Origin of the sequence: Agrobacterium sp. OT33, assembly GCF_017313365.1 — a bacterium.
GTDB classification, from domain to species: domain Bacteria; phylum Pseudomonadota; class Alphaproteobacteria; order Rhizobiales; family Rhizobiaceae; genus Agrobacterium; species Agrobacterium rhizogenes_A.
In genome coordinates this window covers 113,191-135,954 of record NZ_JAFLMZ010000007.1, presented here as the reverse complement: position 1 = coordinate 135,954, position 22,764 = coordinate 113,191, and the positions used below count along the sequence as shown (strand labels likewise).

Sequence of the window (22,764 nt, the reverse complement as noted above, 5' to 3'; positions counted from 1 at the left end):
ATTTCAAAAGGCGCCTTCCGGCGCCTTTTTATTTGCCTTCAGCGCGTTTGCGTGAAGAAAATCTTGATGGCGAAGAGCGAAAAGACGCCGGCAATCGTGTAATCCAGACCGCGCAGAACTTTCCGGTTACGCTGAAGCCAGGCGGACAGGACATCGGCGGCGACAACAATGCCGATACCGATCGGTAGCGCCACGATGATGGACCAGATGCCGAGGAAGATCAGCTTGCCGGTCACATGCGGATCGGAAGCGCTGACGAATTGCGGCAGGAAGGTCATGAAGAAGATGATGACCTTTGGGTTCAGCAGATTGACCCAGATACCGTTCAGCAGAGCTGATCTGAGAGATGATTGCGGCTTTTCGCCCGCCGTCTTCACCATCACGAAATCCGAACCCTTGCGCACGGCCTGAATGGCGAGCCAGACCAGATAGGCGGCCCCGCCGGTTTTCAGGATCATGAAAGCCGTCGGCGAGGCGACGATGAGGGCGGCGACGCCGAAGGCGACCAGCATCGTGTGCACGGTGATGCCGATATTGGTTCCGACCAGCGTCATGAAACCCGCCGCCCGGCCCTCGCGCAACGAACGGCTGATCCAGAGCGTCATGTCAGGCCCCGGGGTCACCGCCAGCAGCAGAATGGCGATGGTAAAGGCGACAAGTGTTGGCAGGCTTGGAACAAAATCCATCGCGGCACCCATGAAAGCTCAAGATTGCCGTTGCTTAACGCGATTTCGTGTTTCTGCCAATGGTTTTGCGCTTACATCGCCGGATAGGGGTGGGGAGCCGCCGCACCCTATAGAGCGCGGCGGTCGGAACTTCAGTTTTTCAGGAAGCTGGTGAAAGCGGCGGAATATTCCGCATGCCAGCGCGACAGCGGCGGGCGGTTCTGGACGATGTCCTGGGCCGCCCAGAGAATGCGCTTTTCATCCGTCGGGCGGTCTACCTCGCCGTCGGGGCAGAGAATATAAAAATCGCCCCGGCCGATGCTCTCGATCATGAAGTCGACGGTCTGCTCACCGGTCCATGCGCCCTCCGGTTTTTCCGTCCTGCCATGGGCGGTCAAACCCGTGAAGACGAAACCGGGGATCAGAAGGTGGGCGGAAACCGAGCCGTTCGGGCTGTTGCGCAACTCGTGCTGAAGCGCTTCCGTGAAGGTTTTGACGCCGGACTTCGAGACATTATAGGCCGGATCACCGGGAGGCGTGGTGATGCCCTGTTTCGAGCCGGTATTGATGATGAGCGCCGGCTCGCCATGGGCGATCATGCCCTGGCCGAAGACGCGGCTGCCGTTCACCACACCCATCAGGTTGACGCCGATGATTTTTTCCCAATTGGCCTGCGGCCCGAAAATGGCGCTACCCGGCTGGATGCCGGCATTGTTCATGAGGACGTGGACACGTCCGAAACGCTGGATCACGGCGCGTTCCAGCGCCTCCAGTTCATCGAGTTTCGATACGTCGGTCGGGATGGCGACGATCTGCGCTTCGCCGTCCCTGGCGACGGTCAGAATATCCGCATGCGCTGCGGCGAGCTTTTCACCGTCGAGATCGACGAGCACGACACTCATGCCGAAACTCGCAAATTTGCGGGCGGCGGCAAGTCCGATGCCGGATGCCGCACCTGTTATGACAGCGACATTATCTTCCTTGAATGCGGGGTGGATGGTCGTCATAGGTTTCTCCTTCGCGTCGTTTCTGCTGTTTCCAGCGGTTTGCAACGTTGCTTGAACCTCACTGGCTTCATTCACGGTCTTCAAGTCGATCGCGCCGCTTCATGATAAAGCGCGAATTTTCTAAATGCATGTGACAATCGCTTCGTTCCCATCGGCGCGGCCAGTCATCACCGGTCGCCAGACGTCCCCATCAATTGTTTTGTCGCTTATCTCACGGAAAAGCGCTTCACACATTTCGGGTTGCACTGTAAAAGTGCCGAAATCCCAAGGAAATGGCGGTACGCGGATGCCGTCATCATGCAGATGGACATCATTATGGCACTTCCGAAAGACGTTAAGAAAGTCGTTCTCGCCTATTCCGGCGGCCTCGACACCTCGATCATCCTGAAATGGCTTCAGACGGAACTCGGCGCTGAAGTCGTGACCTTTACCGCCGATCTCGGCCAGGGCGAAGAGCTCGAGCCGGCGCGCAAGAAGGCCGAGATGCTGGGCATCAAGGAAATCTTCATCGAGGACGTCCGCGAAGAATTCGTGCGTGATTTCGTGTTCCCGATGTTCCGCGCCAACGCCGTTTATGAAGGCGTCTATCTGCTCGGCACCTCCATTGCCCGCCCGCTGATTTCCAAGCATCTGATCGAAATCGCCAGGAAGACCGGCGCCGACGCCATTGCCCATGGCGCCACGGGCAAGGGCAACGACCAGGTCCGTTTCGAGCTTTCGGCCTATGCGCTGAACCCTGATATCAAGATTATCGCGCCCTGGCGCGACTGGACGTTCAAGAGCCGTACCGACCTCCTGAACTTCGCCGAACAGCACCAGATCCCGGTCGCCAAGGACAAGAAGGGCGAGGCGCCTTTCTCCGTCGACGCCAATCTGCTGCACTCGTCTTCCGAGGGCAAGGTTCTGGAAGACCCGGCACAGGAAGCGCCGGAATATGTGCATATGCGCACCATTTCCCCGGAAGCGGCTCCGGACAAGGCAACCGTCATCAAGGTCGGTTTCCGCAAGGGCGATGCCTGCTCCATCAACGGCGTCGAAATGTCGCCCGCCACGCTTCTGGCGACACTGAACAATTACGGCCGTGAAAACGGCATCGGCCGTCTTGATCTGGTCGAGAACCGTTTCGTCGGCATGAAGTCGCGCGGCGTTTATGAAACACCCGGCGGCACCATCCTGCTTGCCGCACATCGCGCCATCGAATCCATCACGCTCGACCGGGGTGCCGCGCATCTGAAAGACGATCTGATGCCGCGTTACGCTGAACTCATCTATTACGGCTTCTGGTTCTCGCCGGAGCGCGAGATGCTGCAGGCCCTGATCGACAAGAGCCAGGAACATGTGGAAGGCGAAGTGACGCTGAAGCTCTACAAGGGCAATGTCATGGTTACCGGCCGCGAGAGCGAAAAGTCGCTCTATTCCGACGCGCTGGTGACCTTCGAGGACGACCACGGCGCTTACGACCAGAAGGATGCGGCGGGCTTCATCAAGCTCAATGCGCTGCGTCTTCGCACGCTGGCCAAGCGTAATCTCAGCAAGTAATTCAGCTTAGATAAAAACAGGAACCCGCTGGCGGCGACGCCGGCGGGTTTTTTATGTCTCTCTTCTGGAAACGATGCGGAAGCCGATATAGCTGGCAATGGCTGTGAATTCCATCACCGGGATGATGATGCCGAAGCCGGTCAGCGGCGAACCGATGAGCGAAGCCGCAGCACCGCCCGCAAAGCCCGATCCCATCTGGATGAAACCCATCATCGCCGATGCAGAACCGGCAATATGCGGAAAGGGGGCAAGGGCGGCCGTCACCATCGAGGGCGTCAGCAAGGCGATGCCGACCGTCGCGACCGCCACGGGCGCCATGATCGAGAAGAAGGACGGTGGTATCAGGAATACCGACAGCAGGATGAGGAGACCGCCTGCCCCTGAAAAACAGAGGCCGAGCATGACCGAGCGGCGGTCACCCAGCCTCGGTGCGATATAACGCAGGGCAATGGAGCCGAAGAAGTAAGCGCCGGTCTGCATCAACATGCCGATGCCGAAGGCGGTGGGTGTCATGCCCACTTCGCCGATGAGGATGAAGGTCAGCATGGTCGCCTGCGCATAAAGCGCGCCGATAGAGCCGCCGAGTACCAGTGCGGCGAGCAGAAATCGTGGCTCGGTCAGCAAGGTGCCATAGGCGGAGAGAAGCCGGCGGGGGCGTATCAGGCTTTTGTCCGGGATCGTCGTTTCGCGCAGAAAAACCAACACGGAGACGATGGCGATGGCTCCCAGGCCGGCCATCAGAAAGAACACAGACTTCCAGCCAAAGGCCGCAAGCGAAAGCCCGCCGATCGTCGGTCCCATGGCGGGGCCGACGGCCAGCATGATGCCGATGAGGTTCATGATGCTGGATGCTTCAGCGCCGGTGAACTGGTCACGCACCACGGCGCGTGCCACCGTCATGCCGACGGAGGCGCCGATGCCCTGAACCAGCCGGGCGAAGAGCAGCACTTCGATCGTCGGGGCGAAAACGGCAAGCAGCCCGCCACCGAGAAAAATAGACAGGAAGACGAGGCTCGCCTTTTTCCGGCCGAAGGCATCGGAGGCCGGTCCGGCGAGCAACTGCGCCATGGCGAAACCGGCAAAATAAAGCGAGAGGCTGAGTTTGACGGCAGCTTCCGTGGTGCTGAAAACCCGCGTCAGTTCCGGCATGGCCGGCGTGTAGATCGCCATGGAAATGGGCGCCAGCGCCGTCAGCAACGCGCCGAGTATTGCCGTGCGCTTTGTGGACATGATCGGTTCTGGCGACATTGCAGTCAGCTGTTCTGGCCCGGCTGTTCCGGCTGCAGATTGTTGCGAAGGGTCTGCAGGAAGCTGCGAAAGAGCACGACTTCTTCTTCGTTCAGGCCCCGCGTGGCCTGACGGACAAGTTCATCGATTTCCTGGCGGACGGCTTCCAGCATCTCGGCGGAAGATTTCGTCAGCACGATACGCTTGGAACGCCTGTCCTGCGGATCCTGCTGGCGTTCGATGAGATCGAGAGATTGCAGTTTGTCGAGATAGGCACAGATCGTCATCGGCTCGATGCCGAGGCGGGCGGCAATATCCGACTGTTTGCTGCCATCAACGACCGCAACCGTCAGTAATGCGCGCGCTTCACCGGGGGTCAGGCCCAGTCCAGCTTCGGAAATACGGCGTTCAAATGCACTGTTCAGCAGACGTGCGCCGCTGTTCAGCAGAAATGCCAGTGAATCTTTTTCGCGCTTCGTGCCCATGCTTCGCCTTTTCGTAAGTCAGCCTTACTAAATTCCGGGCGATAATCAATGGTGCACAAATCATATTGTCGAAAATCGAGTAAAGTATGCGTCAGTTCGGTTGCGGGAGGGCCGCCAACATAGTCGATGATCATTACACCAAAGCAAAAAAAGACAGGACATCCTGCATTTTTTCCACTTCATCTGCGGTGCCGATGGAGCGGGCAATCTCGGCCCGGTCGGAAAAATAGGCGACGAAGTCGAAATCCGTATCGTCAGTCACTTCGGTTATATCGATCACCTCGCCATTGGCATTCAGCGTCTGCGTCGGCAGTTCGGACGAAAGCTCAAGCCAGGTATCCTGGCTGATTTTCCCCATATCGTAATATTCCCGGGCAATTTCCCGCAATTCGCGCGGGCTGACGCGGGTGAAGTCGATACGTTTTACCGTTTCCTCGAAGCCCGGACCTGCGTCGGATTTGGGAGCCTTGCCGAAATCGGCGCTGCCCACGGATCTGGCATTTCTGGAATTGTCCCTGAAAAGGAAATTATTAGAGGACCTTAAAGAATAAATCTCCATAATACATATCTCCATCATGGGATATTATTTCAAGAAACCAGATCACGACACCATCGTTTCGGTCAATACTTGGCCGTGATGGTGATCGCATATTCCACACCAAATTACGGCGTATTGAATTGGTGGTGGAGGCGTGCCCATATGGGCTTAAACCGGAATTGTACAAGGAAGATGAAATGCCATCCAAGACCGCGCTTTATCCCGCACTCGTTCACTGGAACGGCCTCAATGGTCTGCCGAGATTCGATGCGGTCAAGGATGAGGATTTCGCGCCGGCTTTCGAGGCCGCACTTCTATCCCATGAACAGGAAATCGATGCGATTGCCGGAAATACGCAGGCCCCGAGTTTCGAAAACACGGTGACCGCACTCGAAATCGCCGGCGATGATCTCTCGCGTATTTCGGCGCTGTTCTGGAACAGGGCGGGGGCCAATACCAATGGGGTGATCCAGACGCTTGAGCGGGAGATCGCGCCGAAAATGTCGCGGCATTATTCCAAGATCGGCATGAATGAAGCACTGTTCAAGCGCATCGATTCACTGTGGGAAAAGCGCGAGGCGCTCGGGCTGACGGGTGAGGAGAAGCGTGTTCTCGAACGGCACTGGAAGGGTTTCGTACGCTCTGGCGCAAAATTGCCGAAAGACCGGCAGGAGCGGCTGGCGGCGATCAATGAAGAGCTTGCCGGTCTCGGCGCCAAATTCGGGCAGAATGTGCTGGCGGACGAAAAGAACTGGAAGCTTCTGCTTTCCACGGAGGAGGAGCTGGCCGGCATTCCCGGTTTTCTGCGCGATGCAATGGCGGGTGCCGCCCGTGAGCATGGTGAGGACGGCAAATTCGCCGTCACGCTGTCGCGCTCCATCATCGAGCCCTTCCTGACCTTCTCCGAACGTCGCGATCTGCGCGAACAGGCATTCAAGGCCTGGGTAGCGCGCGGTGAGAATGGCGGCGAGACCGATAATCGCGAGATCGTCCAGCGCACGCTCGAACTGCGCGAGGAGAAGGCAAAACTTCTCGGATACGCCAATTTCGCCGCCTACAAGCTTGATGACACGATGGCAAAGACGCCCGATGCCGTGAACGGCCTTCTCGGTCAGGTCTGGGAAAAGGCCGTGCGCCGTGCGGGCGAGGAAGAGGCTGAACTTGCCGCCATCATTGCCGAGGAGGGCAGAAATCACGAGGTGCTGCCGTGGGACTGGCGCCACTATGCCGAAAAGCTGAGGGCACGGAAATTCAGCTTCTCCGAGGCGGAATTGAAGCCCTATCTGCAGCTGGAAAAGATCATCGAGGCCTGCTTCGATGTGGCCGGGCGGCTGTTTGGGGTTCGAGCGGTCGAGGTCAAGGGCGTTGCCGCCTATCACCCCGACGTGCGGGTTTTCGAAATCCGCGACGAAAAGGGCGGTCTGAAGGCCATGTTCCTCGGCGATTATTTCGCCCGCCCCTCCAAACGATCAGGTGCATGGATGAGTTCGTTCCAGTCGCAGCACAAGCTGCCCTTGAAGAACGGCACCGTCGGTGAAATCCCGATCATCTACAATGTCTGCAATTTCGCCAAACCGGCCGAGGGCAAACCGGCGCTGCTTTCGCTTGACGATGCGCGCACGCTGTTTCACGAATTCGGCCACGCGTTGCATGGCATGCTGTCTGATGTCACTTACCCTTCCGTTTCCGGAACGGGTGTCTCGCGTGATTTCGTCGAATTGCCGTCGCAGCTTTACGAACATTGGCTGACGGTGCCGGAAATTCTCGAAAAATACGCCCTGCACTATGACACGGGCGCGCCAATGCCGAAGGTGCTGCTGGACAAGGTTCTGGCCGCGCAGACCTTCAATGCCGGTTTCAGCACGGTGGAGTTCACTTCCTCGGCGATCGTCGACATGGCGTTCCACACGCGCGACAGTGTTGCCGATCCGATGGCCGTGCAAGGGGAGGTTCTGGCCGCGCTCCAGATGCCGAAGTCCATCGTCATGCGCCATGCGACACCGCATTTCCAGCATGTTTTCTCGGGCGACGGCTACTCCGCCGGCTATTATTCCTACATGTGGTCGGAAGTGCTGGACGCGGACGCCTTTTCGGCTTTCGAGGAAACCGGCAATGCCTTTGACGGCGAGATGGCGCGCCGGCTGAAGGACAATATCTATTCCGTCGGCGGCTCGATCGATCCCGAGGAGGCTTATCTCGCCTTTCGTGGCAAGATGCCGAGCCCGGATGCCATGCTTTCGAAGCGCGGTCTCCTATAAGAGACTGTCATAATTCTGAGCTAGAAGCTGGGCGCAGGGGGCTTATGACATGAGCCCCCCTTTCGCATTTGCAAAAAAAAGGTTATGAGCGCGCCAAACTAAATTGGCGTTTCTCATCAATATAGCGCCCAACCTCAGAGATTTTAAACAATGGCACTTCGCAACATCGCGATCATCGCGCACGTTGACCATGGAAAAACGACGCTTGTTGACGAGCTTCTGAAGCAATCCGGTTCGTTCCGTGAAAACCAGCGCGTGATGGAACGCGTGATGGATTCCAACGACATCGAAAAAGAGCGCGGCATCACCATTCTCGCCAAGGCGACCTCGATCGAGTGGAAAGATACCCGCATCAACATCGTCGACACCCCCGGCCACGCCGACTTCGGCGGTGAAGTCGAGCGTATCCTGTCGATGGTGGATGGCGCCATTGTTCTCGTCGACGCTGCCGAAGGCCCGATGCCGCAGACCAAGTTCGTGGTCGGCAAGGCGCTGAAGGTTGGTCTTCGCCCGATCGTCGCCATCAACAAGATCGACCGTCCGGATGCCCGCCACGAGGAAGTCGTCAACGAGGTGTTCGACCTCTTCGCGGCTCTCGACGCCACCGACGAGCAGCTCGACTTCCCGATCCTTTACGGTTCCGGCCGCTCCGGCTGGATGAACGTCAATCCGGAAGGCCCGACCGATGAGGGTCTTGCGCCGCTTCTCGATCTCGTCGTCAAGCATGTGCCCGAGCCCAAGGTCGAAGAAGGCCCGTTCCGCATGATCGGCACGATCCTTGAAGCCAACAACTTCCTCGGCCGCATCATCACCGGCCGTATCGCTTCCGGTTCGATCAAGCCGAACCAGGCGGTCAAGGTTCTCGGCCAGGACGGCAAGCTGATCGAAAACGGTCGTATCTCGAAGATCCTCGCTTTCCGCGGCATTGAGCGCACCTCCATCGAGGAAGCCCATGCGGGCGATATCGTCGCCATCGCCGGCCTCTCCAAGGGCACCGTCGCCGATACTTTCTGCGATCCCGCCGTCATGGAACCCATGCAGGCGCAGCCGATCGATCCGCCGACCGTCACCATGTCCTTCATCGTCAACGATTCGCCGCTCGCCGGCACCGAAGGCGACAAGGTCACGAGCCGCGTCATTCGCGACCGCCTGTTCAAGGAAGCCGAAGGCAACGTTGCGCTGAAGATCGAGGAATCCGCCGACAAGGATTCGTTCTTCGTGTCCGGCCGCGGCGAATTGCAGCTGGCGGTTCTGATCGAAAACATGCGCCGCGAAGGCTTCGAACTTGCCGTGTCGCGTCCGCGCGTTGTCATGCACAAGGATGAAAACGGCCAGCTGATGGAGCCGGTCGAAGAAGTCGTGATCGACGTGGATGAGGAACATTCCGGCGTCGTCGTTCAGAAGATGTCTGAGCGCAAGGCCGAGATGGTCGAGCTTCGTCCTTCGGGCGGCAACCGCGTCCGTCTGGTCTTCTTCGCGCCGACCCGCGGCCTGATCGGCTACCAGTCGGAACTTCTGACCGACACGCGCGGCACGGCCGTGATGAACCGTCTGTTCCACGACTACCAGCCTTACAAGGGTGAGATCGGCGGCCGCGTCAACGGCGTTCTGCTGTCGAACGAGTCGGGCGAAGCCGTTGCCTATGCCCTGTTCAACCTTGAAGATCGCGGCCCGATGATCATCGACGCCGGCGAAAAGGTTTATGCGGGCATGATCATCGGCATTCACAGCCGTGACAACGACCTCGACGTGAACGTGCTGAAGGGCAAGAAGCTGACCAACATCCGCGCCGCCGGCAAGGATGAGGCTGTGAAGCTCACGCCGCCGATCAAGTTCACGCTGGAACGCGCGCTGTCCTGGATCCAGGATGACGAGCTGGTTGAAGTCACGCCGAAGTCGATCCGTCTTCGCAAGCTCTACCTCGACCCGAACGACCGTAAGCGCTTCGAAAAGGCAAAGCTTGCCGCCAGCTGATCGGTTCGATCCCTGCTTTCGAAAAACCCGGCTTCGCGCCGGGTTTTTTTATGCATTCGTTTTTATGTGTGCATGAGTCGAAAGGCGCTTGTGCCGAAGGTTAAGGATGCGTTAATTTTTATCGGTCGTCCACATGAATAGGCTGTGGGTAAGCTCGCCGGCGTTAACCTTTATGACTGGCAAGTTTCCGTGGCCGGGGCCAGAATCGCGTTATGAAAACGTTATCCATCGATGTTCGCCGTGCCGAGCCGCATGATGCGCGCGCCATTTCCGAGGCGCACCGCCTGTCGTGGCAACAGGCCTATGCGGGGCTTATACCGCACAGGCCGTTGACGCAGATGCTGGAGCGTCGTGGCGAGATTTGGTGGAAGAAGGCGACCAAGGGTTCCGCAACCATGCTGGTGGTGGAGGTGGCCGGTGTGGTCGCCGGATATGCGACGCTGGGCCTCAGCCGGGCGCGTGGGCTGCCGCATGACGGCGAGATCTACGAACTTTATCTTCGCCCGGAATATCAGGGTATCGGTCTCGGCTCGCTGCTGTTCACGGAAGCGCGCAGGCTTCTGACCTCGCTTGGCTGCAACGGCATTGTTGTCTGGTGCCTCGAGGACAGCGATGTCGCCAATCGGTTTTTCCGCTCGCATGGCGGCCGCGATATTGCCGAGGGCATGGAGGATTTCGACGGCACTTCGCTGCGCAAGGTCGGTTTTGTCTGGAACTGACGAGAGCGTCCGGTGGATTTCACGCCGTTTTCTTTTCGTGGCGGCCATGCGCAATTGCGATAGCCTCAAATCCTGCATTCTGCCTTATCCGCCCAAAGCCATGTTGCAATGCGGCGACTTTCCCAGTATCGAAAACCAAATCCAACCCGTCGAATGAGGGAAGCGAATGCGTATCGATGCAATTTCCGTAGGCAAGAATCCGCCGGAAGACGTAAATGTTATCGTTGAAGTGCCGGTCGGTGGCCATCCGATCAAGTACGAGATGGACAAGGATGCCGGTGCGCTGATCGTCGATCGCTTCCTCTACACGCCGATGACCTATCCGGGTAACTATGGTTTCGTGCCGCATACCCTGTCGGACGATGGTGATCCGATCGACGTTCTCATCTGCAACACCCGCCCGCTGGTTCCCGGCTGTGTGATCAATGTCCGCCCCATCGGCGTGATGATCATGGAAGATGATGGCGGCAAGGACGAGAAGATTCTCGCCGTGCCGGTTCCGAAGCTGACGCGCCGTTACGACAAGGTCAATAATTACACCGACCTGCCGGAAATCACGCTGAAGCAGATCGAGCATTTCTTCGAGCACTACAAGGATCTGGAACCCGGCAAGTGGGTGAAGATGGGCGGCTGGCAGGATGTCGACGTTGCCAAGAAGCTGATCGTCGAAGCCATCGAGCGCTACAAGGCACAGGGCTGATCTAGTTTTCGAGCTTTTTAAACAGCTCTTCGAAATCCTCCGGGTCGGTATCGATCCGGAGGATTTTTTTGCGCGCTGTTTCGCCTGAAACGAAGCCGATGGAGGATTTGGGTAGCCCAAGCTTTTTCGCCAGCAAAACAATAAGGGCCTTGTTTGCCTTACCGCCTTCCGGCACGGCGCTGACACGGGCTTTCAGATGGCTATTCCCGTCCGCATCCTGTTCCACGCCGTCAATGGCGTCCCGCCCGCCATTCGGGGTGAGGCGAACGGACAGGCGGATATGACCGCTGTGCTTCTGCCAGCAACCGCTCACGCGACCATCGGGTAAAGCGTATTCCACATGAAGGAGCGGATGAAGAAGATGATCAAGAGCACGATGATCGGCGAAATATCGATACCGCCGAGATTGGGCAGAATGCGGCGGATGGGGCGCAGAACCGGTTCCGTGACATTGAACAGAAAGCTGCCGATGGCATTCACGAACTGGTTGCGGGAATTGATGACGTTGAAGGCATAAAGCCAGGAAAAAATGGCGCTGGCGATCAGCACCCAGGTGTAGAGGTTCAAGGCCAGATCGATGGTCTGAAACAGGGCAAGCATCAATATCTCCGTATCTTGGTTGCAAGACATTTAGACATTGACGCGTGAACCGGCAAGTGTTGCGCCAATATGGCTGGCGATTCTTGTCATATCGCTCTATTGCAAACATCTCATATTGTCTCGCGAGCACCCAGCCGATGTCCCTGCCTTCTGCCGAAAACCGCTTCGGCGCATTCCGGCATAGTTCCTATCGCCGTTTCTTCAGCGCCCGGTTTTTCTCGGCCTTCGCCATCCAGATCGTCAGCGTCTCCGTTGGCTGGCAGATGTATGAGGTGACCGGCAATGCCTTTTATCTCGGCCTGATCGGTCTTTTCCAGTTCCTGCCATCGCTGCTTCTGATCCTCGTCACCGGAACGGTTGCCGATCGGCACAATCGCCGGCGCATCATGGCCATATGCCTGCTGATCGCCGCGCTGTGTGCCGTGGCTCTTCTGGGTCTTACGCTGGCGCACCGTTTTTCCCCCTGGCCGGTCTTCGCCATTCTCGTCGTCTTTGGCATTGAGCGGGCCTTCATGGGGCCGGCGGTTCAGTCGCTGGCGCCCAATCTCGTGCCTGTCGAGGATTTGCCGAACGCGATCGCCTGGAATTCCTCTTCCTGGCAGATGGCATCCATTCTCGGCCCCGTTGCCGGTGGCTTGCTTTATGGCCTTGGCGCTTCTGTCGCCTATAGCGTGGCATTCGTGCTCTTTATCGTATCGGCGATACTGGCGGTGACAATCCGCAAGCCGGAACAGCGCGGCCCGGCGAAAGCCATCAGCCTCGAAACCATGCTCGCCGGGTTCAAGTTCATCTCGCAGGAAAAAATCGTCCTCGGTGCGATCTCGCTCGATCTTTTTGCGGTCCTGCTGGGTGGCGCCGTTGCGTTGATGCCTATTTTCGCGAAGGAGGTGCTGACGCTGGGGCCATGGGGGCTCGGGCTTCTGCGCGCCGCACCCGGCATCGGGGCCATCACCGTTGCGGTCATTCTGGCGTTTAAGCCCATCCGCCATCATGCCGGCCTGCTGATGTTCGTCGGCGTCGGTCTTTTCGGCATTTCCACCGTGGTGTTCGGGCTTTCGGAAACGGCCTGGCTGTCCATCGCGGCGCTGGTGGTCATGGGCGCGTCAGACATGGTGTCGGTGTATGTGCGCGAAACCCTGATTGCGCTCTGGACGCCGGATGAGGTGCGCGGGCGTGTGAATGCGGTGAACATGGTGTTCGTCGGAGCCTCCAATGAGCTGGGCGAGTTCCGTGCCGGCACCATGGCTCATGTTGTGGGGGCCGTTCCGGCAGTCGTCATCGGCGGAGCCGGTACGCTTGCCGTGGCGGTCATCTGGGCGCTCGGTTTCTCCAAGCTGCGCAAGATCGACAATCTGGACGCGCCGCGCTGACGGCGACGGGCTTCAGCGCTGCGCCTTGCCCTCAAAAACCAGATCGAGAAAATTGCCGAGCCATGCCCTGAGCGGCGTGTCGAACAGCATGCGGCCTTCCAGATGCTGGCTGCCGACCTGCGCATTGGGCATGCCGAAACGCTGCGCGCCGCGAACCACCCAGCTGTGCATCATGGCGCGGGTCAGTTCTGCGTGAAACTGCAGGCCCCAGGCATTTTTTCCATAGCGATAGGCCTGATTGGGATAGGTTTCGCCCGAGGCCAGAAGTTCGGCTCCGTGCGGCAAATCGAAGCCTTCGCGGTGGAAATGATAGACCATCTTCGGCCAGTGCGGCATCAGAAGCCGCCCATGTTCGGTGGGATGGAGTGGATACCAGCCGATTTCCACCTTGCCCTCCCTGTCGGCCTCGACCTTGCCGCCCAGATGTTTGGACAGCATCTGCGCGCCGAGACAGATGCCGAGAAAAGGCTTGTTCTCCTTCAGTGGCACCTTCAGCCAGTCGATTTCGGCTTTGACGTAGTCATGAGAATCGTTGGCGCTCATCGGGCCGCCAAAGATGATGGCGCCCGCGTGTTTCTCGAGCGTTTGCGGCAGGTCGTCGCCGAGTGCGGGCCGTCTTATATCCAGACGATACCCCTTTTCCACCAGCATCTGGCCGACGCGGCCGGGCGTGGAACGTTCCTGATGCAGGACGATGAGCAGCGAAGGTTGTTCTTTCTGTTGCCTGGAAGGGTCAAACAGCATCGTCTTCGTTTTCGCTTTCTTCAGCGGGCCCGGACCTCGTGGCGGCCTGCTGACGTTGCAGAACCCTGTCGCGCACGGAAACACCGAGCAGATCGGCAACACGCCAGATCACATGGTCTTCCATTTCGCTTCGTTCGCCGTCAGCGTAAACAATATCCCATAATATGCCAATAAGCTCCACGCGCTGATCTTCGTCGAGATGACGGCGTATATCGGTGGTGAAGCGGTAATAATCGACGGCTTCCTTGCCAGCCTCCTGACCGGCGTCAAGAAGCGCATCCAGCTTGCCGGAATCGAGATGATAATAGTCCTGCAGGATTTCACGCAGGCGGTCACGCTCGCTTTTCGAGACAGTGCCGTCCGCTTCCATCACCTGAAAACAGAGGGCGGCCACCGCCACCCTCAGATCATCAGGGCTGAAATCATCCGCATGCGGACCGACGAGGTTCTGAATAAACGACTGAATCCGGTTGAGCATCGATATCCTGTTGGTCAGAAGAGTTTGAGCCGGGTCTTGGGTTCGGCTTCCGCGCCGGGTTTCTTGACGCCGGGATCATCCGGTGCGCCGCCAAAAAAGGGTACGGCCTCCGCCTTTTCATCCGAAGCTTCGGTTTCAACCGGCGCTTCGATCGTAACGGGTTTTTTCTCCTTGGGAACCGCTAAGGTCGGCGCCACCTCTATCGGTGTGGCGGGAGCGGGCTTCGGCTCTGTGCGAGGCTCGGGAGCTACTTCAACGACGATTGTTTTCGCAAGCGGTTCGGCCCTTGCGGGTGCGGCAGCAATCGCATTTTCGATTGTCAGGTCTTCGACGGGACCTTCGAGCTGGCCAAAAGGCGCTTTCCATTCGAAGGCATCGAGACGGCCCGTGACGGGCGAAACCGGCAGCCATTTCTCAGAGACGATGCCATCGGCCACCCAGGCCGGATCGCGCGGCGCGCGCAACGCCTGCGCCATCCAGTAGCGAACCCGGCCCTGATCGCCGGTTTCCGCTTCCTCAATATCGGCCATCAGCAGGAAGATGCTCTCGCGCGGCTCGATCCGGGCTGCGGCTTCAGCCTTGGCCCGCGCCTTGGCGAATTCCTTTGCGTCGAGTGCTGCCTGCGCGACGGTAAACAGGGATTCGATATTGTTGGGCTTCAGGCTCTCGAGCCGCTCGGCGCGTTTCAGCCGGTCGATGGCGGTATCGCCGCTGCGGGCGCGGACATAAAGTTCGCCGATCTGCGGATGCGGATCGTTTTTCCACACGGGCTCCAGAACCGTGGCGGCCTTGCGCAGATTGTCTTCGCGCAGATAGGATCTTGCCGCGATCAGAGCTGCCGGGACCAAGCTTTTTGCGAGCTTCAGGGCGTGCTTGGCATCCTCGCGCGCACCGACAGGATCGCTTTCCAGCTTTTCGCCAGCCTTGGCGGTGAGAAGCACGGCTTTCAGGCGCTCCGCTTCGCCGCGTTCGATGACGCTGGCCGCCTTCTGCTGGTCCAGCAGACGGATCGCGTCATCCCATTGTCCGTTGCGACAACGATTTTCCAGCGTCGCCTGTGCTGCCCAGGGCAGATAGGGGGCTTTTTCCGCCGCGTCCTCGGCATATTGCTGGGCGGCCTCATAAGCGCCCTGACGACGGGCTTCGATGTAAAGGCCGCGAAGGCCAAGCTCGCGGGTTTCGGGATCGCGGGCCATGGCCTCGAACTTGCGGCGCGCCTCGTCATATTTGCCTTCGATGAGATCGGCCTGCGCATCGAGGAGGTGGATCAGTGGTTCCTGATCGGCGCTGAGCAGCCCTTGTGTGCGGGCCGTCATCTTGCGGGCGAGAATGGCATTGCCGGCACCGGCGGCGATGAGGCCGGTGGAGAGCGCCTGATAACCGCGGTCGCGCTTGCGGGCACGGAAATAACGACGGGCGGCATTGGGTGAGGTCCAGATGGCATTGACAATCCACCAGACCAGCATGACGGCCGCAACCAGCGCTGCGATGATCGAGGCGGCGACCATTAGGCTCATTTCGATCAGCTGACCCTGCCAGACGATGGAAAGCACACCCGGCCGGTCGGCCAGCCACGAGAAACCGAAACCGAGCGCCAGAACGAGAAGGGCGAAAGTCAGAATTCTGGTCATGCCCTTACCCCTGTCTGCCGGTGCTGGTGATGGCGCGGTTCAACGTGCCGCCCACCAGATTTTCGACCTCGATGCGCGCATCCAGAGATTTTTTATAGTCGGCGGATGCCGTCCTGGCTGCCTCGGGAAGCCCGTTCCATTCAAGTGCCGCGCCCTGCAGATCACCGTTGCGCAGCTTGTTTTCCATGCGCGCGATCATGGCGTCAGGCGTCTCACCTTCGATATTTCCGACCGGGCGTACCTTTACCAGCGAAAAGGCGCTTTCCGTCAGGCGCTCCATGATGCCCTGATTGGGGTCGGGCTGATTGATGGCCGATAGCATCGCATTGGCGACATCAGGGAATTTCTGCATTAGCTCCGAACGCGACGGCACGCCGGTTGCGGCGAAGGATTGCAGCGATGCGATGGCCGGATCATCAGGCGTGACCTTGGAGAGCGTGTCGAGTTCCGTGAGGAACGGACCGCCGCGATCGATCGCGGCCTTCAGCGCGGCCGAGGCGATGGCGCGGGCGACTTCAATATCGTCACGCGGTTCGTTGATCTTGGTTTCCGCGTCAGTAAGGCGGCGCGTCAGTTCCGCTGTCGCCGAGGCCTGCGCGGATCGTTCCGACTGCAGCGCGGTTTCCAGCGCGGCGATTTTTTCCGCAAGCCCATCCACCTGCGGGGCCTCACCCTTTGCGCCTTCGAGCGTCGCGATGCGCTGTTCCAGTGCCGAAGTGTCCGCCGCCGGGGCATTGGCGAGTTGCTGCCGCAGGCTGGTGATATCGGTTTTCAATGCGGCGATCTCATCGCTTCCGGCTTTTCCGGAATTGGAAGAGGGGAGGATACCGGCATATTGCATGCTGCCGGCGGCGGCGAGGGCGATGAGGCCGCCGACGATACCGGCTGCGATCAGGCCCGAGGTCGCCGCCTGTTTGCGCTCCGCCTGCGGTGGTGTGGACGGTTTGGCCGGCCCTGAAGACGGGGTCGTGGCCGATGGTTTCGCGGCAGAGGCGTTGCCGGATGTGCCGGCGGAGGCTGTGGCGCCAAAAGCCGGTTTCGAAGCCGCAGCAGCAGTTGCGGCGGCGCTCGCTCCGGCTGTATCCGCCGTCGGTTTTGCGTCGGCTTTGGGCGGAACAGGAACCGACGAGACCGGCTCTTTCTGTTTGTCCCCGGTGCTTTCAGCCTTCGGTCCGGCGGCTGCGGAGTCCGCTTTGCCGACATTGGGCTCGGGCTCAATAGGGGTTTTCTTCGGCTGATCCCAGACGGGCGCGGGATTGCCCGTTGCGACTGCTTCAGGCTTTGTTTCCGGAGCGCCCGGTTTTACAGGTGACGCTGGCGTTTTGTCATCGGGCTTTTCATCCGTCCCGGCAGCGTCCCCTTCGGCGGAAATTGCTTTCACGTCTTTTGCGTCCAGGTCGATTGTGACCGGTTCGGCTTTGGACTTGGAGTGGCGTGGCGGCTTTCCCGATACCATGACAACCTCATTTCTGCCTGCAGTAATCTAAACCTAGTCAGTGACGGCGGCAAAGGAAAGGGGCGAACGCCAATTAGGTTCCAGAGTTCTGGCGCAGAAGTTCGAACATCGCGGCCTCGCTCGGCTCTTCGGCGGCGATGGCCTTTGAGCGGAAGATTTCCGGAACCAGAGAAAGCACATTGCGGCTGATGCAGATGAACTGGACCGCTGCCAGCGCACCCACATATTTTTCCGCCGACACATGGCTGAAAAAAGCCCGTGCCGCTTCGGACGAATAGAGCAGGACCATATCGGCAGCAGTGTGGAGAAGGGCCGTTTCAACCATGTTTTCGGAGATATCCGAGGGCAGCATCTCGTAACAATCGACCGTTCTGAAGGGGATGCCCGCTGCGGCAAGACCTTCCTCGAAGACGGAGCCACGTGGCCTGCCGGCGAGATAGAGCAGGGGTTGTTCCTCGGAAAAAAAGGTGCGGTGTTCCGTCACCAGTGCAGTCAGACCGAGCGCATCTCCTGACGCGGTGAATATCTGCCCGAAGCCAGCTTTTTCCGCTGCCTGCGCTGTCGCTCCGCCGACGGCAAAAAGCGGTTTCGACAGATGCGGGGCCAGTCGCTCTCCGAATGTGTCCAGCGCCCGCACCGCCTCTGCACTGGTTACCGCGATGGCCGCCAGCGGGCCGGAGAGTGCCGAGATGGCGCGTTCACCATGATGGACGGGATGAAACAGCGGAAGAAGCACCGGCTCGTGGCCGAGCGCTTCAAGCTTTGCGGCCGTCCTTTCGCCCGAACGCTGCGGCCGAGTGACGACGATCCGCATCGGCTCAGCTCCAGCCTTCGAAGAAATTGCTGCCCGCCCTGGCGCGCGCCTCTTCGCCGGCCTGTCGGCCGAGTTTTGCCGCATCCCTGCGGTTGCCGGAGATTTCAATGCCGTGGCTCGTCTGGCCATCGGGGGTAAGGATCAGGCCGGAAAAATGCAAATCTTCGCCGTCGCAGGTCGCATAACCGGCGATCGGCGTACGACAGGAGCCGTCAAGTGCGGCCAGAAAGGCGCGCTCACAGGTCACGGCGTCAAAAGTCGGCCTGTCATTTATGGGGGCAAGCAGCTCGTCCATGCGCGTATCGCCGATGCGGCTTTCCACACAGATCGCGCCTTGTGCCGGAGCGGGGGGGAATTCCTTCGGGTCGAGAATTTCCGTCGGGACATTCTCCTTGCCGAGCCTTTTCAGGCCGGCAAAGGCAAGAAGTGTGGCATCCGCCTGGCCTTCTTCAAGCTTGCGCAGGCGGGTGTCGACCAAGCCGCGGAAAACGATGACGCTCAGATCCGGCCGCAGGCGGCGGATCAGCGCCTGACGGCGCAGAGAGGCGGAGCCGACAACGGCGCCCTGCGGCAACTCCAGAAGCTTCGGCGCGGTGCGGCCGATAAAGGCGTCGCGCATGTCTTCGCGTGGCAGGAAGGCAGAGAGATGCAGGCCCTCGGGCAAGACGGTCGGCATGTCCTTGGAGGAATGCACGGCAATATCGAGTTCGCCGGACAGAAGCTGGCTCTCCAGTTCTTCAGTGAACAGGCCCTTGCCGCCGATCTCCGACAGAGCGCGGTCGGTTATCCGATCACCCTTGGTGGATCGCACGACGATTTCGAACATGTCTTCCGGCAGGCCATGCGCCGACATCAGCCGGCTGCGGGTCTCATAAGCCTGTGCGAGCGCCAGAGGGCTGCCGCGCGTGCCGATTCGGAAAGGTTTTGTTTGCATCCGCGTCTATCCATTGTTACCGGAGTTGTCTTAGACCAACTCAGCGCATGATCGCAATGAACGAACAGATTTGATGACCCCCTTTCTTCGTATCCTCGGCATAGAGACAAGCTGTGACGAAACCGCTGCATCCATTGTGGTTCGGCATGCGGACGGGCGTGGCGAGATCGTCTCCGACGTCGTTTTGTCGCAGCTTGAGGAACACAGCGCCTATGGCGGCGTGGTGCCGGAAATCGCCGCACGGGCCCATGTCGAGGCGCTGGACACGCTGGTGGAAGAAGCGCTGGAACAGGCGGGTGTCACGCTTGCTGATGTCGATGCCATTGCCGCCACCTCCGGACCCGGCCTCATCGGTGGCCTGCTGGTGGGTTTGATGACGGGCAAGGCGATAGCCAAGGCGGCGGATAAGCCGCTTTACGCCATCAACCATCTGGAGGGCCATGCGCTGACGGCGCGGCTGACCGATGGCCTGTCTTTCCCCTATCTGATGCTGCTGGTTTCCGGCGGCCATACCCAGCTGGTGCTGGTGCGTGGCGTGGGCGATTATGAGCGCTGGGGCACCACCATCGATGACGCGCTGGGTGAAGCTTTCGACAAGACCGCGAAACTTCTTGGCCTGCCCTATCCCGGCGGGCCTGCGGTCGAGAAAGCGGCGGCGAAGGGGGATCCGAACCGGTTTCCGCTGCCGCGCCCGATGGTCGGCGAAACACGGCTCGATTTTTCCTTTTCCGGCCTGAAGACGGCGGTGCGGCAGGCGGCGACCGCCATCGCACCACTTTCGGAGCAGGATATCGCCGATATCTGCGCTTCGTTCCAGAAGGCGGTGTCGCGCACCCTCAAGGATCGCATCGGCCGCGGCCTTGCCCGGTTCAGCCAGGAGTTTCCGCAGCTGGAAACCAAACCGGCGCTGGTCGTGGCCGGCGGCGTTGCGGCCAATCAGGAAATCCGCCAGACACTGCAGGCGCTTTGCGATACGCATGGCTTCCGTTTCGTTGCGCCGCCACACCGGCTTTGCACCGACAATGCGGCAATGATCGCCTGGGCGGGACTGGAGCGCATGGCGGATGGCAGGCAAGCCGATCCGCTGGAGATACCGCCGCGCTCGCGCTGGCCACTTGATGGCAATGCGGAGACGTTGATCGGTTTCGGCAAAAGGGGAGCCAAGGCCTGATGCAGCGGGAAAAAATCGTCGTCATCGGCGCTGGCGCCTTCGGAACCGCGCTCGCTGTGGTCATCGCGCTGGAAAATCGGCATGACGTGACCCTGCTCGGTCGCGATCCATCCCTGATGGCCGACCTCAGGAGCGACCGTGTTCACGAGGCGGCCCTGCCGGGTGTGGAGCTGCCGGATGCGCTGGAGTTTTCCGCCGAGCCTGATGTGCTGGCGGCAGCCGGCATCGTGCTCTTCGCCATGCCATCGCAGGCCCATGCCGACGCGGCCCGTCATTATGGCCCTTATCTGGCTAACGACTCTATCATCGTCACCTGCGCCAAGGGTATCGACCGCAGCTCCGGCCGGCTGCTGACGGAACTTCTCGAGGCGGAACTGCCGCATCATCCGATTGCGGTCCTTTCCGGTCCCGGATTTGCGGCAGATATCGCGCGCGGCCTGCCCACCGCCATGGCGATTGCGGCGGAAGACGCAGCGGTTGCCGAACGGCTGGCGACCACGATTTCCGGCAGGACCTTCCGGCTTTATGCCTCCACCGACCGTATCGGCGTGCAGCTTGGCGGGGCGCTGAAGAATGTGCTGGCCATTGCCGCCGGCATCGTCGAAGGCGCGGGTCTTGGTGATTCCGCCCGGGCGGCGCTGATTTCGCGCGGCCTTGCCGAGATGTCGCGTCTCATCGTTGCGATGGGTGGCAAGGCGGACACGGTGCGCGGCCTCTCGGGCCTTGGCGATCTGGTGCTGACCGCCACCAGCCACCAGTCGCGCAACCTGCGTTTCGGCATCGCGCTTGGCCGGGGTGAGGGCAAGGATATGTCCGGTGGGTTGGTGGAGGGTGCCTTTGCGGCAGCCGTCGCCGCCCGGCTCGGAGAAAGTCATGCCGTCGACATGCCGGTTACCGAAGCGGTGGCTGCCATCATCGACGGCAATCTGGATGTGGCGAACGCCATGCAACAATTGATGACACGGCCCATCACCACCGAATGAGGATGGGTCTTTGCTCCAAGTCGCTGACGCGTTTGGAAGACATGTTTTAACGAGGAGACGAAAATGCTGTTTGCCTTTATCTGCAAGGACAAGTCCGGCCATCTGAACGTGCGCATGGAAACGCGCCCGGCGCATCTGGAGCACCTGAACAAGCTGAATGCCGAGGGTACGCTGAAGATCGCCGGTCCGTTTCTGGATGCTGAAGGCAAGCCGAATGGCAGCCTCGTGATCGTTGAAGCCGCTGATATCGATGCCGCGAAGGCGCTCGCCGATGCCGACCCCTATGCCAAGGCCGGCCTGTTCGAAAGCGTGGATGTGAAGCCCTACAATTGGGTCTTCAACAATCCGGGAGCTTGAGCAGGCATGGCGAATTACTGGCTTTACAAGTCCGAGCCGTTCAAATGGTCCTGGGAGATGCAGAAGGCCAAGGGCGAGGCGGGCGAAGAATGGACCGGCGTGCGCAATTATCAGGCGCGCAACAACATGCGCGCCATGAAGATTGGCGACAAGGGTTTCTTCTATCATTCCAATGAGGGGCTGGATGTTGTCGGCATCGTCGAAGTCTGCGCGCTGTCGCATCCGGACTCGACCGCCGAAGGGGATCTGAAATGGGATTGCGTGGATATCCGCGCTGTCTGCGATATGCCGCAGCCGGTTTCGCTGAAAGATGTGAAGGCCAACCCCAAATTGGAGAAGATGTCGCTCGTCACCTCCATGCGGCTCTCCGTGCAGCCCGTGACGGAAGAGGAATATCTTGAGGTCTGCCGCATGGGCAACCTCGCCAATCCGCCGAAGTCACCGGACTGAGCTTTCGGTGAGGACCGATCCCGAACGTTTCATTCTCGACAATACCGGCATCATGCATCCGCCGCATGTGCCGGAATTGCGCCTTCATCTCGCCACCGAAGCGCATGAGCTGTGGCTGAAGACGGAAGAGGAACTGGAGGAGATCGGCCTGCCGCCGCCCTTCTGGGCCTTTGCCTGGGCCGGCGGGCAGGGGCTTGCCCGTTATGTTCTCGATCACCCTGAAAGCGTTTCCGGCAGAAGCGTGCTGGATTTCGCCAGCGGCTCCGGGTTGGTCGCCATAGCGGCTGCGAAAGCGGGTGCCGATACAGTTCTGGCCGCCGATATCGATCCATGGACGGAAACGGCCATTCGGCTGAATGGGGCGCTCAATGGCGTGGATATCGGTTTTACGGGGCTCGATATGGTCGGAAAGCCGGTAGAGGCGGATGTGCTGCTGGCGGGCGATGTGTTTTACGACCGTGCCTTCGCCGATCTCTTGGTGCCGTGGTTTCTGGACCTGACGGAAAAGGGCGTGAGGGTGCTCGTCGGCGATCCGGGGCGGGCTTATCTGCCCAAAGAGCGTCTTCGCGCTGAAGCCACCTATCAGGTGCCGGTAACGCGGGCGCTGGAAGACAGCGAAGTGAAAAACACCACGGTGTGGCGCTTCATCTGATCGGAGCGTTCC

At 59.8% G+C, this 22,764-nt stretch carries 24 protein-coding genes; 11 read left to right on the top strand and 13 right to left on the bottom strand.

From position 1 onward, the window contains the following. Window positions 1-38 precede the first annotated feature (38 nt). The gene (locus JZX88_RS17515; protein ID WP_110756859.1) at window positions 39-686 is read right to left on the bottom strand and encodes a LysE family translocator; all 648 of its coding nucleotides are present in this window, start codon (window positions 684-686) and stop codon (window positions 39-41) included. Between the two features lie 131 nt (window positions 687-817). Further along, window positions 818-1,672, bottom strand: a complete 855-nt coding sequence (locus tag JZX88_RS17510) for an SDR family NAD(P)-dependent oxidoreductase (RefSeq protein ID WP_142858201.1) — start codon at window positions 1,670-1,672, stop codon at window positions 818-820. Window positions 1,673-1,987: 315 nt separating this feature from the next. Between JZX88_RS17510 and JZX88_RS17505 the strand changes: the two genes are divergently transcribed. Continuing rightward, window positions 1,988-3,211 carry an argininosuccinate synthase gene (locus JZX88_RS17505; protein WP_065116067.1) on the top strand — a complete coding sequence of 408 codons (1,224 nt, stop codon included), beginning with the start codon at window positions 1,988-1,990 and terminating at the stop codon, window positions 3,209-3,211. Window positions 3,212-3,262: 51 nt separating this feature from the next. Here JZX88_RS17505 and JZX88_RS17500 read toward each other — a convergent pair whose 3' ends face one another. From JZX88_RS17500 to JZX88_RS17490, 3 genes are all read right to left on the bottom strand, one after another. Continuing rightward, window positions 3,263-4,459 (bottom strand): multidrug effflux MFS transporter, encoded by a 1,197-nt coding sequence (locus JZX88_RS17500; RefSeq protein WP_206914296.1) that lies wholly within the window; start codon window positions 4,457-4,459, stop codon window positions 3,263-3,265. A 5-nt stretch (window positions 4,460-4,464) separates the two neighbouring features. After that, a complete protein-coding gene (locus JZX88_RS17495; protein WP_206914295.1) occupies window positions 4,465-4,923 on the bottom strand; it encodes a MarR family winged helix-turn-helix transcriptional regulator in 459 nt (152 codons plus the stop codon). 133 nt (window positions 4,924-5,056) lie between these two features. Continuing rightward, window positions 5,057-5,413 (bottom strand): hypothetical protein, encoded by a 357-nt coding sequence (locus tag JZX88_RS17490; RefSeq protein ID WP_236774381.1) that lies wholly within the window; start codon window positions 5,411-5,413, stop codon window positions 5,057-5,059. A 245-nt stretch (window positions 5,414-5,658) separates the two neighbouring features. Between JZX88_RS17490 and JZX88_RS17485 the strand changes: the two genes are divergently transcribed. The 4 genes from JZX88_RS17485 (at window position 5,659) to ppa (ending at window position 11,112) form a co-directional block, all read left to right on the top strand. Further along, window positions 5,659-7,719, top strand: coding sequence for a M3 family metallopeptidase (locus tag JZX88_RS17485; RefSeq protein WP_206914294.1), 2,061 nt, complete (start codon window positions 5,659-5,661; stop codon window positions 7,717-7,719). A 150-nt stretch (window positions 7,720-7,869) separates the two neighbouring features. Next, window positions 7,870-9,693: a translational GTPase TypA gene (gene typA / locus JZX88_RS17480; RefSeq protein ID WP_004443860.1), complete on the top strand. Its 1,824-nt coding sequence runs from the start codon at window positions 7,870-7,872 to the stop codon at window positions 9,691-9,693. Window positions 9,694-9,905: 212 nt separating this feature from the next. Then, entirely contained in the window at window positions 9,906-10,412 is a 507-nt protein-coding gene (locus JZX88_RS17475) for a GNAT family N-acetyltransferase (RefSeq protein WP_065114287.1), read from the top strand. A 166-nt stretch (window positions 10,413-10,578) separates the two neighbouring features. Next, the gene (gene ppa / locus JZX88_RS17470; protein ID WP_004443856.1) at window positions 10,579-11,112 is read left to right on the top strand and encodes an inorganic diphosphatase; all 534 of its coding nucleotides are present in this window, start codon (window positions 10,579-10,581) and stop codon (window positions 11,110-11,112) included. A 1-nt stretch (window position 11,113) separates the two neighbouring features. Here the strand turns inward: ppa and JZX88_RS17465 are convergent, their stop codons facing one another. Further along, window positions 11,114-11,425, bottom strand: a complete 312-nt coding sequence (locus JZX88_RS17465; RefSeq protein ID WP_174030566.1) for a DUF167 domain-containing protein — start codon at window positions 11,423-11,425, stop codon at window positions 11,114-11,116. Next, entirely contained in the window at window positions 11,422-11,712 is a 291-nt protein-coding gene (locus JZX88_RS17460; protein ID WP_003523487.1) for a YggT family protein, read from the bottom strand. Before JZX88_RS17460 ends, JZX88_RS17465 begins: the two co-directional genes overlap by 4 nt. 137 nt (window positions 11,713-11,849) lie before the next feature. On the opposite strand from JZX88_RS17460, the gene JZX88_RS17455 reads away from it, so the two are divergent. Further along, the gene (locus JZX88_RS17455; RefSeq protein WP_065114285.1) at window positions 11,850-13,082 is read left to right on the top strand and encodes an MFS transporter; all 1,233 of its coding nucleotides are present in this window, start codon (window positions 11,850-11,852) and stop codon (window positions 13,080-13,082) included. Window positions 13,083-13,094: 12 nt separating this feature from the next. Here JZX88_RS17455 and JZX88_RS17450 read toward each other — a convergent pair whose 3' ends face one another. From JZX88_RS17450 to hemC, 6 genes are all read right to left on the bottom strand, one after another. Beyond that, window positions 13,095-13,826, bottom strand: coding sequence for a glutamine amidotransferase (locus JZX88_RS17450; RefSeq protein ID WP_110756714.1), 732 nt, complete (start codon window positions 13,824-13,826; stop codon window positions 13,095-13,097). Continuing rightward, on the bottom strand, window positions 13,816-14,304 hold the full coding sequence (locus JZX88_RS17445) for a TerB family tellurite resistance protein (protein WP_065114283.1): 489 nt from the start codon (window positions 14,302-14,304) through the stop codon (window positions 13,816-13,818). The genes JZX88_RS17450 and JZX88_RS17445 overlap by 11 nt, the downstream gene beginning before the upstream one ends. Window positions 14,305-14,318: 14 nt before the next feature. Continuing rightward, window positions 14,319-15,935, bottom strand: coding sequence for a heme biosynthesis protein HemY (locus tag JZX88_RS17440; protein ID WP_206914293.1), 1,617 nt, complete (start codon window positions 15,933-15,935; stop codon window positions 14,319-14,321). Window positions 15,936-15,939: 4 nt separating this feature from the next. Then, a complete protein-coding gene (locus JZX88_RS17435; protein ID WP_206914292.1) occupies window positions 15,940-17,391 on the bottom strand; it encodes a COG4223 family protein in 1,452 nt (483 codons plus the stop codon). 73 nt (window positions 17,392-17,464) lie between these two features. Next, window positions 17,465-18,205 (bottom strand): uroporphyrinogen-III synthase, encoded by a 741-nt coding sequence (locus JZX88_RS17430; protein WP_206914291.1) that lies wholly within the window; start codon window positions 18,203-18,205, stop codon window positions 17,465-17,467. A 4-nt stretch (window positions 18,206-18,209) separates the two neighbouring features. Further along, entirely contained in the window at window positions 18,210-19,139 is a 930-nt protein-coding gene (hemC, locus tag JZX88_RS17425; RefSeq protein ID WP_206914290.1) for a hydroxymethylbilane synthase, read from the bottom strand. A 73-nt stretch (window positions 19,140-19,212) separates the two neighbouring features. On the opposite strand from hemC, the gene tsaD reads away from it, so the two are divergent. The 5 genes from tsaD to JZX88_RS17400 all read left to right on the top strand — a co-directional run bounded on the left by tsaD (window position 19,213) and on the right by JZX88_RS17400 (window position 22,752). Beyond that, window positions 19,213-20,310, top strand: a complete 1,098-nt coding sequence (gene tsaD / locus JZX88_RS17420) for a tRNA (adenosine(37)-N6)-threonylcarbamoyltransferase complex transferase subunit TsaD (RefSeq protein WP_065114278.1) — start codon at window positions 19,213-19,215, stop codon at window positions 20,308-20,310. After that, complete coding sequence (locus JZX88_RS17415; RefSeq protein ID WP_206914289.1) at window positions 20,310-21,293, top strand: NAD(P)H-dependent glycerol-3-phosphate dehydrogenase; 984 nt, start codon at window positions 20,310-20,312, stop codon at window positions 21,291-21,293. Before tsaD ends, JZX88_RS17415 begins: the two co-directional genes overlap by 1 nt. Before the next feature lie 63 nt (window positions 21,294-21,356). Then, window positions 21,357-21,650 carry a YciI-like protein gene (locus JZX88_RS17410; RefSeq protein ID WP_080792463.1) on the top strand — a complete coding sequence of 98 codons (294 nt, stop codon included), beginning with the start codon at window positions 21,357-21,359 and terminating at the stop codon, window positions 21,648-21,650. 6 nt (window positions 21,651-21,656) lie between these two features. After that, window positions 21,657-22,100, top strand: a complete 444-nt coding sequence (locus JZX88_RS17405; protein WP_003504993.1) for an EVE domain-containing protein — start codon at window positions 21,657-21,659, stop codon at window positions 22,098-22,100. Window positions 22,101-22,107: 7 nt separating this feature from the next. Then, window positions 22,108-22,752: a 50S ribosomal protein L11 methyltransferase gene (locus JZX88_RS17400; protein WP_206914288.1), complete on the top strand. Its 645-nt coding sequence runs from the start codon at window positions 22,108-22,110 to the stop codon at window positions 22,750-22,752. The last annotated feature ends 12 nt before the right edge of the window (window positions 22,753-22,764 follow it).